This is a genomic window from Roseateles sp. (assembly GCF_965229315.1).
Classification (GTDB): Bacteria; Pseudomonadota; Gammaproteobacteria; order Burkholderiales; family Burkholderiaceae_C; genus Pelomonas.
Genome location: NZ_CBDDJA010000002.1, coordinates 3,231,795 through 3,245,173 on the forward strand (window position 1 = coordinate 3,231,795; position 13,379 = coordinate 3,245,173).

Sequence of the window (13,379 nt, forward strand, 5' to 3'; positions counted from 1 at the left end):
TATCGCGGCAGCGGGATAGCCGTCAGCTGGCGTAGGTGGATTGCCTACACGCCCCGGAATCCGTGGCGTAGTTGGCAACCCGTGCCGCGCCGCGTCGTTGCGGCGCGCATCCTTGCTCGCGCCGACGCCGCCAACGGCTCGCCGCGAGCATCCCGCGCGGCCGGCCGGTTAGTCAACCGGTGACGAACCCGACCCGGTCATGGATCATCAGTAGCTGACCGTCACCGTGACGGTATCGGTGTAGGCGCCCGGCACGACGTTGGCCAGCGACGGCAGGCGGCCGTAGAGGGTCAGCGTCTGCGTGCTGCCCGTGCCGGTGCCGGCGGAGGTGCTGCTGCTGGCGGTGCCGTCGCCCCAGACGGTGGAGCGGCCGCTGTCCAGGTAGAGCTGGTAGCCCAGCGTCTGCGTGCCGCTCTTCATGGTGCGGGCGCCGAAGTTGGAAGCGCCCCCGGCATTGGCGCCGGCGTTCAGCGCCACCGTGTAGGGGGTGGTGTTGGTGCACACCACGCTCAGCGTGGACGTCGCGTCCAGCGGCGTGGCGGTGGCCAGCGGGTCGATGCTGTTGCCGAAGTTCAGCGACGTGCCCGCCACCTGGCAGGAGCTGATGACGGTGGCCTGCACCTGCAAGGTGTTGCTGGCCGTACCGGCCTGGGCCAGCACGGGCATCAGCAGCGCCAGCAGCGCAGCGGTGTGGAGGGTTTTCATGGGCGTTCCGAGCAAATTCGAAAAAGGGTGATGGCGTTCAGAGCGCGCCGAAGGCCGTGGCCTCGGCCAGCGTCAGCAATGCGCGCGGCGAAACGGCATCGGCCGGAAAGAGCGCCATGCCGAGTTCGATGCCGAGGTGGTGGTCACGGCCGCCGGCGTGGAAAGGCTGGGCCAGCAGCGCCGTCAGGCGCTGGGCGTGTGCGGCGGCCTGCCGGGCATCGTCGACGCGCGTCAGCACGAACGCGAACCGGTCGGCGGCGCTGCGCGCGACGATGTCGCTCTCGGCACAGGCCTCGCGCAGCCGGCAGGCCATCTGCACGGCCAGCGCGTCTGCAACCTCGGCAGGCAGGTCGGCCAGGCCGGTCAGGCGCAGCACGTAGACGGCGAGGTGGACACCGTCACGGGTCGCGGCGCGGGCGGCCTGGTCCAGGCGTGCCCACAGCGCCAGCTCGCTGCACAGGCCGGTGAGCCCGTCGCGCAGCAGCGCGGCGGGTTGGTCGTCTGCATCGCTGCCCTGGGCGGGCAACATCTGCACGAGGTCGTCGAACAGCGACTCCAGGCCGCTGGCCTTGTCGTAGAAGGCATCGGCGCCGGCGTCCATGCAGGCGCGGCGGTAGGCGTCGAGATCCTGGGCCGTCAGCACGGCGATGCGGCCGGTGTAGCCACCGCGGCGCAGTTCGCCCAGCAGACCCAGGCCGGAGCCGTTGGCCAGGGACAGGTCCATCAGCACGACGTCGGGGCAGGTCCAGTGGATCAGCGCCAGCGCCTGGCTTTGACCGCTGGCCTCGCCGACGATGCGCATGCCGGGCAGCGCATCCAGGCGGCGAACCAGCAGCCGGCGGATGGAGACGGAGTCTTCGACGAGGAAAATGTTCATGGACGCATCGTCGACGCGGCGCCGTCCGGGCGGCAGCGGGCGATGCTGGCAGCGCGGCAGCGGGATTGCCGCGACCTCGCGTAGGGGGATTGCCTACACGGGTGCCACGGTGCGTCAGAGCTCGGTCAGGCCGTGCTGCACGCAGTACTTGGTCAGCTCGGTGTTGTTGGCCCAGCCGGCCTTTTCGAGGATGCGCGCGCGGTAGCTGCCGACGGTCTTGACCGACAGGTGCATGGTGTCGGCGATCTGTGCGGGCGTCTTGCCGGCGGCGATCAGCAGCATGACGCGATGCTCCTGGGATGACAGCTGCTCGTGCGGCAGCGTCGCGGGTGCCTTGCCGCTGAGCAGGCCCAGCAGCATGTCGGCCATCGCAGACGTGACATAGCGCCCGCCCTCGGACAGCCGCCGCAGCGCCGTGCGCAGCTCTTCAGGCGCCTTGTCCTTGGGCAGATAGCCCGACACGCCCATCTGCATCAGCCGCGCCGCATAGGCGGCCTCGGCGTTCAGGCTCAGCACCAGCAGCGGCACGCCCGGCAGCACGCGCAGCAACCGGCTCGCGCCCTCCGTGCCCTGGGCATCGGGCAGGGACAGATCCAGCGTGACGAGCTTGGGCTTGGCCGCGGCGATGCGGGTCAACGCATCGGCGATGGTCGGCGCCTCGTCGATCTGCGCATCAGGCCACTCCTGCAGCACGAGCTGGCTGATGCCCATGCGCATCAGCGGGTGGTCGTCGACGATGAGCACTCTCATAACCAGGTCTCCTCTTCGCCTGACTCGCGTTCCGGCGGCTGCAATGGCAGCCAGATCCGCACCTTCGTGCCGCGGCCAGGGGCCGGGCCGAATTCGAAGCCACCGCCCGCCAGCGCGGCACGCTCGCGCATGCCACGCAGGCCGGACGCATCGGCGCGTGTGTCGCCGGGGCCACGGCCATCGTCGACGATTTCCAGCTCGTAGCCGTCGTCGCCCTGGTTCATCACGCGCCCGGTGATGCGCAGCGACTTGGCCTGCGCATGCCTGAGCACGTTCGTGCAGGCCTCCTGCACGATGCGGAACAACGGGCTGGCCTGATCGGGACCCAGCAGGCCGGCATCGGCCAGCGCGAGCGAGGTTTCCAGGCCGGATTGCAGCTGCAGCGTCTGCAGGTAGTGGCCCAGGGCCGCCTCCAGGCCGAGCTCGTCGAGCAGCGGCGGACGCAGGGCGGCCGAGATCTGGCGCGCAGCACGCACGCACTCCTCGGCCATGGTCTGCAACTCGTCCAGCAGCGGCTCCGGCTTCGGCGCGAGCTTGCTGCGCAGCGAGATCGTCAGCATCTTGATCGCGGTGCCGACCTGGCCCACCTGGTCATGCACCTCGCGCGCGAGCCGGCGCCGCTCGGACTCCACGCCCCGGTCCAGTTCGACGGCGAAGTAGCGGATGCGCGCCAGCGCCCGCTGCAGCGCCTGGGTCCGCTGGCCCACCTGCCGCTCCAGGCTCGCGTTGGCTTCGAGCAGCGCCGCTTCGGCGCGGTCGCGCAGCCGGCGCTGGCGCAGCGTCAACGCGAGCGCGAGTGCCAGCGTCACCAGGCCCACGCCGGGCAGCAGCCGCATCAGGCGCGTCGTGCGTTGCTGGACTTCCCGGGTCGAATAGTCGGCCACGGCGACGACGCGCTGCTGTTCGGCCGACAGTTGCTCGATCTCGAAGCGCAGGTCGTCCATCACCCGCTTGCCGTCGACGTAGGCACTGAGGTCCCGCATGACGGCGTCGCCATCGCGCAGGCGCCGCTTGACGGTCTGCTGGCTCTGGTCCAGGCGCAGGGTGATCAGATCATCCAGCCGCTGCAACGTCTGCGCCCTCGTCCCTGCGGCCCGCAGGCGTTCGCGCAGCGCGGTCCTCAGGCCCTCGAGCTCGGCCAGCGCATCCTCGTAGGGACGCAGGAACGGCTGCTGGCCGGTGATGATGAAGCCGCGCTGGCCGGTCTCGACATCGACGAGCAGCGTCATCAGGCGCTGCAGATCGGTCTGCACGCGCAACGCCTGGCTGCGCTCGCCGTCACGCACCAGCAGCTCAGACAGGCTGAGCGATGCCCCCGCCGCCGTGCCGACAAAAGCCACGAAGGCCGCCATCAGAAGGCTTGGAGGAAGCCATGAATACCGCATTCTGATCCTGCAGCCACACCACATACCGTGGACTCGCCACGGGCGCCATCACCTGCGCCCGGTGGCAACGACGGACGCCGTCCACGCCTACCCCGCACCGGTACCCAACCAGCCTCTGCGGGCCTGGGCTGGGTGCCACGGGCGAAGGCTATACCCGACGTGACAAAAAGCAAACTGGTGGCGGCCGCACCCCGTCGTAACGTTAGGGTTCAAGCACTTGAAAACGCCAAACTGCGGCGGCAGCGCAACACTGCACCGCCCCCCACCGCATGACGCAGGCGCCGACGCGCCGTCTAGAACAGCTCGACGTCGTAGAGCTGCGCGGCTTCCTGGATCACGCCGCTGGCCACCAGAGCCGCATAGTTGTGCACCTGGTTCCGCCCATGCGCCTTGGCGTGATAGACCGCCTTGTCGGCGCGCTCGAAGGCGGTCGCCGGCGAATCACCGGCGCGCACCTCGGTGAAGCCGATGCTGACCGTGATGCGGCCGACCTGCGGGAAGGCATAACGCTCCGTGTTCACGCGCAGGCGCTCGAAGGCCTCGCCGGCATGGATTTCCTCGTCGCAGCGCATCAGCACGACGAACTCCTCGCCGCCGAAACGGTAGAGCAGGTCATGGAAGCGGAACGAGCCGCGCATCAGGCGGGACAGCAGCAGCAGCACCTCGTCGCCGATGAGGTGGCCGAAGCGGTCGTTGACCGTCTTGAAATGGTCGATGTCGATGACACCGATCACGTAGTGGGGCACAGCCGGGTCATGGCGCCGGTCCTCGCCGACGTTGTCCGCCGCAGGCCGCACGACGGGGATGTCGGAGAGCACCTTCAGGAAACTCTCGTCGAAGGTCTTGCGGTTGAGCAGACCGGTCAGCGTGTCGCGCTCGGAGTAGTCGAGCAGCCCCTGGAAGTTGTGATAGATCCGCAGCACGCTGCTGACCATGCGCTGCGCGGCCGTGCCCAGGCGGCGCGTGGAGAGGATCTCGATGACGCCGACGACGTCGCGGTCGGTCGCGATGGGGAACAGGTAGAGCCATTGCCCGCCCTGGGCCACCTGCGTGACCGCACGGCTGCGCATCGCTTCCAGCCGCAGTGGATGCTCGCTCGCCAGCGGCAGCGCCTCCGGCTTGGCCCACAACGGGTCGGCCTGCGCGACGGCGTCGCCGACGCGCAGCTTGGCACGCGTCAGCCAGCGCTCCTGGCCGGGCTCGCCGACGCAGCGGTAGATGGCCGCCGATTCAGGCTCGAACAGGTCACGCAAGGCCATGACCAGCGTGACGTCCATGACGTCGCGGTCACGAAAACCGGTCAATTCGGCGAGATGGTCGACAACCTGGGACATGGATGCGCCCTAGGCCGCGAGGGCCCGGTGTTGGGTGTATTGCTGGATCAGGCCCAGCAGATGCTCCTCGTCGTACGGCTTGCCGAGGTAATGGTCGACGCCCAGCTGGGCGGCGTAGTCGCGGTGCTTCTGGGCAATGCGCGAGGTGATCATGATGACGGGCAAGCGGGCCAGGCGCGGATCGGCGTGCATGTTGCGCACCAGATCGAACCCGTCCATGCGCGGCATCTCGATGTCCGACAACACCACGGCGGGCAGTTCGTCGCCCGACAGGCGCTCCATCGCATCCAGGCCATCCTTGGCCAGCATCACGCGCAAGCCCACGCGCTCCAGCAGGCGCTGGGTCACGCGGCGCACGGTCAGCGAGTCGTCGACGACCAGCACCAGCGGCGCCAGCGTGGACGGCTCGGCCACCGGCGCCGCCTGCTCGGGCGCCCGCGCGGCCGCCAGCCGCGCCTGGGCATCGACGCCGTACCAGTCGGCCAGCGCAACGACGTTGTAGATCAGCGCGACATCGCCCGACGCCAGCAGGCTGATGCCGGCAAGGCCCGGCACGCGGTTGAGCTGCGCTCCGAGGTTCTTGACGACGACTTCCTGGTTGCCGACGACCTCGTCCACATGCAGCGCCAGCGCCGACTGGGCGCTGCGCACCAGCACGACGGCCGCGTGGCGGCCCTGCGTGTGGCCCCGGCCGGCATGGCCCAGCAGGCCGCCGAGCCAGTAGAACGGCAGCTCCACGCCGGCATGCTGCAGCTTGCCGGTCGCATAGGCGGCCTCCACCGCCTCCACGGGCACGCGCTGCACCGATTCCATCAGCGCCGCCGGCACCGCGACGATCTGCTCGGCGCTCTTGAGCAGCACCACCTGCGTCAGCGCGGTCGTCAGCGGCAGGTGCAGCAGGAAGCTGGTGCCAGCGCCCCCCGTGGACGTGATCTCGATGCTGCCGCCCAGCGTTCCCACCTCGGCGCGCACGACGTCCATGCCGATGCCGCGACCGCTGAGCTCGGTGACCTGGCTGGCCGTCGAGAAACCCGGGGCGAAGATCAGGCGCTTGAGTTGCGCCTCGTCCAGCTCGGCGTCGGCCGCGATCAGGCCCAGTTGCAGGCCGCGCTCGCGGATGCGCGCGAGGTTGAGCCCGGCGCCGTCGTCGCTGAAGTTCAGCAGCACCTCGTTGCCCTGCTGGTGCACCTCGATGCGCAGCTGCCCCGTGGCGGCCTTGCCGGCCGCGACGCGCGCCTCGGGCGACTCGATGCCATGGCTGACGCTGTTGCGCAGCAGGTGCTCGAAGGCACCCGCCATGCGTTCCAGCACCGAGCGGTCCAGCTCGGTCTGGCCGCCGCCGATGTCCAGCTTGACCTGCTTGCCGGCATCGCGTGCCGCCTGGCGCACGACGCGGTGCATGCGCTCGCCGATGGAATCGAACTCGACGAGACGGGTGCGCAGCAGGTCGTCCTGCAGCTCGCGTGTCAGCCGCGACTGCGCGGCCAGTTCGTCTTCGCCCGTCTGCACGTTGCGCGACAGCGTGCGCTGCAGCGTCGCCACGTCGCCGACCGACTCGGCCAGCATGCGCGTCAGTTCCTGGAAGCGGGTGTAGCGGTCGAACTCCAGCGGATCGAACTCGCGGCCGCCCTGCTGCGCCAGCTCCTGCTGCGTGTGCATCTGGGCTTCGGCCTGCAGTTCCAGCTCGCGCAGCTGGGCGCGCAGGCGCTCCAGGTTGTCGTCCAGGTCCAGCAGCGCGCCCTTCATCTGCGCCAGCTCGGACTCCATGCGCGCGCGGCGAATGCTGACCTCACCGGCCTGCGTGGCCATGCGCTCCAGCAGGCTGCCGCGCACGCGCACCAGCGACAGGCCGATGGCCAGGTTGTCGCTGACAGCCTCGGCCTCGGGGGCATCGGCGAAACGGCTCCAGTCGATCTCGCGCGCGGGCTCGGCGGGCTTGTCGGCATCACCGGTCGGCGTCAACGCGTCGGCGACTTCGGGCGCCGGGCCGGCCGGCACGGGGTCAACCGGCACTTCTTCAAACGGCACGGCAACCGGCTCAGGCACCGGCTGCGGTGCGACCTCGGCGCTCATGGCAGCCGCCGTCAGGCTGCGGCCCAATGCTTCGAAGGCGTGCTCGAGCGCATCCGCGTCGTGCTGCAGGGCCTGGATCTGGCCGGCGTCGGCGCTGCCGGCGTGCAGCCGCGCCTCGATGGCCGATTCCAGCCGGTGCGCCTGCTCGCCCAGCCGCATGGCCCCGGCCAGCCGCGCGCCACCCTTGAAGGTGTGCAGCGCCCGCATGCTGGCGTCGGAGCGGCCCAGCTCGCCCGGGTGGGCCAGCCAGTCGCGCAATGCGGCATGCAGCTGCTGCAGCAGGTCGCGCCCCTCTTCCTCGAAGATCGGGTAGAGCTCGGGCTCGATGTCGTCGGGCAGGCCAGGTTCGGGTTCGGGCTCCGGCAAGGCCGCCTGCGCCGGTGCGGCAGCCACGGGCTGCTCAGCCGGTGCCGGGGGCGCCTCCGGCGCCAAGTCGGCGTCGTCCTCGACGGCGGCGGGCAGCTCCGCTGCGACCGATGTCTCCTCCTGCGGCTCGTAGGCATGCAGCCGCTCGATCACGTCGGGATCGTGCGCCTTCAGGAAACCGGCAGCGAACTGGTGCAGCAGCCGGCGGATGTCATCGGCGGCGCGCACGAAGAGCTCGGCATCGGCAGCCTCGAAGCGAGTGGCGCGCTGGGCGCGGCCCAGCGTGTGCTCCAGCTCGCGCGCCAGGCTGGACAGGTCGTCATAGCCGACGGTGGCCGCATTGCCGGCCAACTGGTGGGCCAGCGCCTCGCAGGCGGCGGGCACCGGCTGGCTCAGCTCGGCGGCCCATTCGGCCAGGCCCATGGACAGCTTGCGCGACAGCTCGTCGGCTTCGTTCAGGAAGATGTTGAACAGCGCGATGCTGATGCGCAGCGGGCCGATGAGCTTGAAGCCCTCGTCCGCGTCGACCGCGGCAGGCTCGGGCTCGGGCGGCGCCATGGGCTGGACGAGGCTGAGGAAGGGCACGGGTTCGGGAGCGACAGCCTCGGCAGGCTCGACGGGACTGTCGAACGCCAGCACCTCGTCGATGGCGCTGTCCTCGTGCAGCGCCGGGATGGCGAGCGTGCGCTCTTCAGGGCGGGATGGCGCCTCGCCCGCCGGCTCGGGCAGCGGCTGCAAGTCGAGGATCGGCTCGTCGTCCTGAGCCAGTTGCAGCCTGAAGTTGGCCAGCGTCGTCTCGTCGTGCCGCAACACCGGCGTGGCCGGCTCGGCGGCCAGTTCGCCGAGGTCCAGCGTGAGCTCCTCGATCTGCACACCGGCCAGGGAAGGCGCAGGGGTGTCGAGGTCCAGCAGCAGGTCGGGCAAGGCTGGCTGGTCCTCTGCCTGGACCGGTTCGGGCGTGGCGTTCTCAGCCGGGGCGTCGGGCGCCAGCGGCAGGTCGATGTCGCCGACCGCGTCGGCCGCAGGCGCGTCCAGCGGCAGCGACTCGCGATGCAGGCGCAGCGCATCCGCACTGCGGCGCAGCGGCTCCGCCGTGCTATCGCCGGGCTCGGTGCCGGCGATCTGCGCGCGCCAGCGGGCGAAGTAGTCCAGCGCCTCGGTCGTGAAGCCCAGCAGGGCCGCGTCGGCGTGCGGCGAGGGGTCACTCAACCGGGCGTTGTAGAGCTGCTCGCAGGCCCAGGCGCCCTCGCCGAAGTCGCTCAGGCCCACCATGCGGGCGCTGCCCTTGAGCGTGTGGAAGGCACGGCGCACGACGGTGAGCTGGCCCTGCTCGGCCGGGCGGGCACGCAGTTCGGACACGGCGGCGCGCGCGTTGGCGATGACCTCGTCGGCCTCCTCCAGGAAGATCTCGCGCATCTCCGGGTCGTCGGCGATGCTGGGCTCGGACACGGCGACAGGCTTCGGCGCCGGCGTGTGCGCGGGTTCAGGTGCTGCCACTGCCACAGGAGCCGGTGCCTCGGCGGGCAGGCTGAGGTCGATGTCGGGCAACGACAGGTCGAGATCGGGCAGCTCCAGGTCGGCGAAGTCGATGTGCAGCGGCTGCGTCGCCTCCATGGCGGGCGAGAGGTGCAGCGGCTGCGTGGCGTCCATCGCCCGGTCGACCTCGGGCGCCAGGTCCTGCTCGACGTGGAAGCCGCTGGCCTCGAAGTCCGGCAGCTCCACGGCGCCTTCGCGGCGGCCCATGACGGCGTCGAGCCGGCCGCTGGCCTCGTCGAACTGGAACATGCGCTTGGCCAGGGCCGGCTGCACGCTCAGCATGTCGATGAGGAAGCCCAAGGCGCCCAGGTTGTTGGCCAGGCGCTCGAAGACGCCGCGCGCCGCGGCGCGCTCGAAGTCGATCTCGGTGTTGGCCAGGCCATCCACCTCGTCGCGCATGCGCACGGTGGCCTGCGCCGCCTGATCCAGGCCCAGCACACTGAGCACGCCGCGCATCGCCTGCAACTGGCCGGGCACGGGGATCAGCAGTTCGCGCTGGGCGGGGTCGCGGAAATACTCGTCGCACTGCCGCTCGATCTCCGAGAGGCTGGCGCGCAGCTCATGCACGACGCTGCCCAGCGTCTGGCGGTCGGAGACCCGGCGGTACAGGTCCTCCATCCAGTCTTCCAGCGGCTCGGCGGCAGCACCGTGGCCGACGGCCTCGACGCGGCGCGCCAGGCGGCGCACGCGGTCGGCCTGCTCGGGGCGGTCGAAGGCGGCATCCTCCAGCGCCGCTTCGACGTACAGCAGGCTGGTGGCCACCTCCATCGCCAGCGCCGGTGGCGGGGTCTGGCCCGAGCGCAGCGTCGCGACGACGGCACGCTGCAGCGTCTGCGCCAGCACCTCACCGCTCGGGAACAGGCGCGTCAGGGACTCGGCGAATGCGGCGAACTGCTCGTCCAGCCCGGCCAGGCGATGCTGGTCGCCCTCGGCGGCGCTGGACCAGCTTTCCTTGGCCGCCATGACGCGACGCTTGGCCTGCGCGACCCAGGCCGGGTCGATGCGGCCGAGGCTCGCGTCCTCGTAGTCGCCGGCGTGGTCGTCGCTGAGGCGGTAGGCCTCATGCACCGCGGCGAGGCGCGGGCCGGCGCCCTGGGACACACGGCACTGGGCACAGAAGAAAAGCAGGTCCTGCGCCAACCGCTCGGACACCTCGCCACGACCGATCACGCGCAGCTCGTGCAGGAGCTTGGAACCCAGCCTCTTGGTGTATGCATCGCTGCCGATCAGCTTCAGCGCCTGGCCTTCGAAGACGGCCGCGGCGAGCTGCCAGAGCGTGCGCGAATTGCCGGACGGCAGCGCAGCGGCCAGGCCGGCGCACAGGCTGGACAGGTTGGCCGCATGCGTCGGGCTGGGCTCGCGCATCTGGCGCAGCAGCGCCGTCTCGAACGGCGCGCGCACGGCCGCCGGTGAGCGCGGCAACACGCCGGCCTCCAGCGGGATCTGCCGCCACGACCAGTCGAACTGCCACAGGTCCGCCGGATGGATGCGCTCCACGCCGTTGAGTTGCTGCAGCTCGCGAAAGCTCGGGTACAGCGCCAGCGTGGACGCCTTGTTGCCTGCCAGCAGCCGTGCCACGAAGGCGAGCAGCGCGAAGTCGGCGCGCTCGATGGTGTCGACGGTGCTGGGCTCCACCTCCAACGGATGCAGGGCCAGCCGGGTCACCGCGGCTTCGGCGGCGCGCAGCACGACCGCACCCGCCGGCAGGCCGACGAGGGACAGCACGCCGCTGACCTGATGCAACTGCGCCGCCGCCTGCTGCAGCGGCGCGCTGGGCTGGGCCTCGGTGCCGAAGGCCGACATGCGGTTGTCGGTGCCGTCGCGCACCTGCCGGCGCAGGGTCTTGTGCACCGACTCCAGGGAGCGGCGCAATTCCTCCTGGACCCAAGCCAGCGGGCTGAGGTCGGCCGGGAATTCGGAGTCTCGCAAGGCGCTGTCCATGCCTGGGCTTTCCTGCTCGGTGCGGGTCGGTGTCAGACGACCTTGAATCGGGACACGGACGCGCGCAGCGCCTCGGCGGAGCGCGACAGCTCATGCACCATCTGCGCCGTGGAGCGTGTGCCCTCCGACGTCTGCTCGGTCACCGCGAAGATGTGCTGGATGTTGGAGGCCACGTTGTTGGCGTGCTCGGCTTCCTGGCGCGCCTGCGTGGAGATGCGCCCGATCAGGCCGTCCAGCTGGCGGGACACGCTGTCGATGTCTTCCAGCGCCTTGCCGGCCGCGTCGGACAGCTGCGTGCCCTCCACCACGCCACGCGTGGAACGCTCCATGGCGGCCACGGCGTCGTGGGTGTCGGTCTGGATGGTCTTGACCAGCGCGGCAATCCGGCGCGTCGCGTCGCCGGAGCGTTCCGCCAGGCGCTGCACTTCTTCCGCCACGACGGAGAAGCCGCGGCCGGCCTCACCGGCGGACGCCGCCTGGATGGCCGCGTTCAGCGCCAGCACGTTGGTCTGCTCGGTGATGTCGGAGATCAGCTCGGTGATCTCGCCGATCTCCTGCGACGACTCGCCCAGCCGCTTGATGCGCTTGGAGGTCTCCTGGATGGAGTCGCGGATGGTGTTCATGCCGGCGATGTTGTTCTGCATCGCCGAGAGGCCTTGCTCGGCCGCCTGCCGGCTCTGGCGCGCCACCTCGGCGGTCGTCTGCGCCTGCGCGGACACGTCGTTGATGCGGCTCGCCATGCCCAGCACCGCCTCGCCGGTGGCGCGGATCTCGTGCAACTGCTCTTTCGATGCGGCCAGCAGGTCGGTGGAGGTCTGGTCCACCGCGCCGGTCGTGTCCGTCACGCGCGCGGCCGTGGTCTGCACCTGGCCCACGAGGTTGCGCAGCTCCTCCACCGTGTAGTTCACCGAGTCGGCGATGGCGCCGGTGATGTCCTCCGTCACGGTGGCCTGCTGCGTCAGGTCGCCTTCGGCGACCGTCGCCAGTTCGTTCATCAAGCGCAGGATGGCAGCCTGGTTGGCGTCGTTGACGCGCTTGGCCTCCTGCTCCTGCGCTTCGGCCTCGCGGCGCGACGCCTCGGCCAGCGCGGCGCGCTCGGACTGGTCGGCCACGAACAGCCGCAGGAAGCCCACCGCGCCACCCACCAGGGCGGCCAGCGAGGCCAGCATGAACAGGATCAGGCCCCAGCCCGCGCCGCCGGCCTGCTCCAGCTCGCCAGCCGCCTGCTCCAGCCCTTTGCGCAACGGCTCGGAGTCGTTGAGGATGGCCGTCTGCGCCTCGCGCGCCGACACCAGGCCCTGCAGGTTGCCCAGGATGGCGGACGCCTGCGTGCGCGTCTGCTCGTACTGCTTGAGCAGCGTCTGCAGGCGTTCCTTCAACTGGGGGTCGCGCGCGGCGCTCAGGCGCAGCTCGGGGCTGCCGCTGATGAGAGCCTCTGTGATGAGCTTGAAGGAGTTCAGGTCCTTGCCCAGCAGGAACACCGCCTCGGGGCTGACGCCTTCCTGCGTCAGGAACTCGTTGGCGCTCTTGCCGATGCGCTGCGTCAGCATGACGAGCTGGCCCACCGCGGAGACCTCGCCGGCCGAGGAGCCGATCTGCAAGGCCTGCGACGACACGGCCTCGGCGGACTCCAGCAGGTCGCTGGACTGGCGGTTGATGGCGCGCAGCGCGGAGCCGACCTGGGTCAGGATCTTTTCCTGCGATTGCACGATCTTGCCGTTCTTCTCGGCGCGTTCGACCAGCGGGTTGATGGCGTCCAGCGTCGGGCGCACGGCCGCAGGCGCGATGGCCAGCTCGCCCTCGCCGGTGCGCAGGTTGGTGACGACCGCGCTCAGCGTGCCGACCGATTCACGCAGTTCAGCGAAGGCCGCCGGGTTGCCGACCAGCGCGGCGGACACCGACTTGGCCATGCGCTGCGAGTGCATCAACGCCTGGCCGGCCGCGCGCACCTGCGCCGAGCTGCGGTTGGAGTTGACCAGCACCAGGCTGACCGAGACCGCGGTGCCGATCAGGCCGAAGAGGACGAGGCCGGTCAGCAGGCGCTGGCGGTTGCGGCCGAGGAAGCCCGCCGTTTCGGCGCCGGCGGCCGCAGGCACGCCCAGCGTGGTGGGGTCTGCGGCCTGCGTCGTCTGGGCAAAGGTGCTGGACGGGAACTCGCTGTTCGGGCCGGGCTCGGTGGGCACGGCCTGGGAGATGATGGACGTCGCCTCCGGGCGCGGGAAGGCTTGGGTGGGGGCCTCGCTGGCCAGGGTGGCGTCGGTCGAGCGGGTGGCATCGAAGCCGCCGCGCGAATCGATGGTCGTGTCGGCCCCTTGCTGCGGCGAAGGCGACGCCTCGTCGGCTTCGGACTTTCCCCTGATCTTGTCCAGCAGGCTCATCTCACCCTCGTCCTTCAATGTTTGTGATGCCCGC

7 protein-coding genes are annotated in these 13,379 nt (G+C 70.6%); all 7 read right to left on the reverse strand.

Going from position 1 to position 13,379, the window contains the following annotated elements; genetic code table 11:
- Positions 1 to 207: 207 nt before the first annotated feature.
- The 7 genes from ACO07H_RS19870 to ACO07H_RS19900 all read right to left on the reverse strand — a co-directional run bounded on the left by ACO07H_RS19870 (position 208) and on the right by ACO07H_RS19900 (position 13,345).
- Positions 208 to 705 carry a spore coat U domain-containing protein gene (locus tag ACO07H_RS19870; RefSeq protein WP_422017337.1) on the reverse strand — a complete coding sequence of 166 codons (498 nt, stop codon included), beginning with the start codon at positions 703 to 705 and terminating at the stop codon, positions 208 to 210.
- Positions 706 to 742: 37 nt separating this feature from the next.
- Positions 743 to 1,582, reverse strand: a complete 840-nt coding sequence (locus ACO07H_RS19875; RefSeq protein ID WP_422017339.1) for a response regulator — start codon at positions 1,580 to 1,582, stop codon at positions 743 to 745.
- Between the two features lie 114 nt (positions 1,583 to 1,696).
- Positions 1,697 to 2,332 carry a response regulator gene (locus tag ACO07H_RS19880; RefSeq protein WP_422017341.1) on the reverse strand — a complete coding sequence of 212 codons (636 nt, stop codon included), beginning with the start codon at positions 2,330 to 2,332 and terminating at the stop codon, positions 1,697 to 1,699.
- Positions 2,329 to 3,684, reverse strand: coding sequence for a CHASE3 domain-containing protein (locus ACO07H_RS19885; protein WP_422017343.1), 1,356 nt, complete (start codon positions 3,682 to 3,684; stop codon positions 2,329 to 2,331). Before ACO07H_RS19885 ends, ACO07H_RS19880 begins: the two co-directional genes overlap by 4 nt.
- Before the next feature lie 326 nt (positions 3,685 to 4,010).
- Positions 4,011 to 5,051 carry a GGDEF domain-containing protein gene (locus tag ACO07H_RS19890; RefSeq protein WP_422017345.1) on the reverse strand — a complete coding sequence of 347 codons (1,041 nt, stop codon included), beginning with the start codon at positions 5,049 to 5,051 and terminating at the stop codon, positions 4,011 to 4,013.
- A gap of 9 nt (positions 5,052 to 5,060) precedes the next feature.
- On the reverse strand, positions 5,061 to 10,967 hold the full coding sequence (locus ACO07H_RS19895) for an Hpt domain-containing protein (protein ID WP_422017347.1): 5,907 nt from the start codon (positions 10,965 to 10,967) through the stop codon (positions 5,061 to 5,063).
- Positions 10,968 to 10,999: 32 nt separating this feature from the next.
- A complete protein-coding gene (locus ACO07H_RS19900; RefSeq protein WP_422017349.1) occupies positions 11,000 to 13,345 on the reverse strand; it encodes a methyl-accepting chemotaxis protein in 2,346 nt (781 codons plus the stop codon).
- Between the last annotated feature and the right edge of the window lie 34 nt (positions 13,346 to 13,379).

Bases quoted from the DNA above. Each gene is read 5' to 3' on its own strand.
- ACO07H_RS19870 (WP_422017337.1), bottom strand. From the start codon at position 705: ATGAAAACCCTCCACACCGCTGCGCTGCTGGCGCTGCTGATGCCCGTG.
- ACO07H_RS19875 (WP_422017339.1), bottom strand. From the start codon at position 1,582: ATGAACATTTTCCTCGTCGAAGACTCCGTCTCCATCCGCCGGCTGCTG.
- ACO07H_RS19880 (WP_422017341.1), bottom strand. From the start codon at position 2,332: ATGAGAGTGCTCATCGTCGACGACCACCCGCTGATGCGCATGGGCATC.
- ACO07H_RS19885 (WP_422017343.1), bottom strand. From the start codon at position 3,684: ATGGCGGCCTTCGTGGCTTTTGTCGGCACGGCGGCGGGGGCATCGCTC.
- ACO07H_RS19890 (WP_422017345.1), bottom strand. From the start codon at position 5,051: ATGTCCCAGGTTGTCGACCATCTCGCCGAATTGACCGGTTTTCGTGAC.
- ACO07H_RS19895 (WP_422017347.1), bottom strand. From the start codon at position 10,967: ATGGACAGCGCCTTGCGAGACTCCGAATTCCCGGCCGACCTCAGCCCG.
- ACO07H_RS19900 (WP_422017349.1), bottom strand. From the start codon at position 13,345: ATGAGCCTGCTGGACAAGATCAGGGGAAAGTCCGAAGCCGACGAGGCG.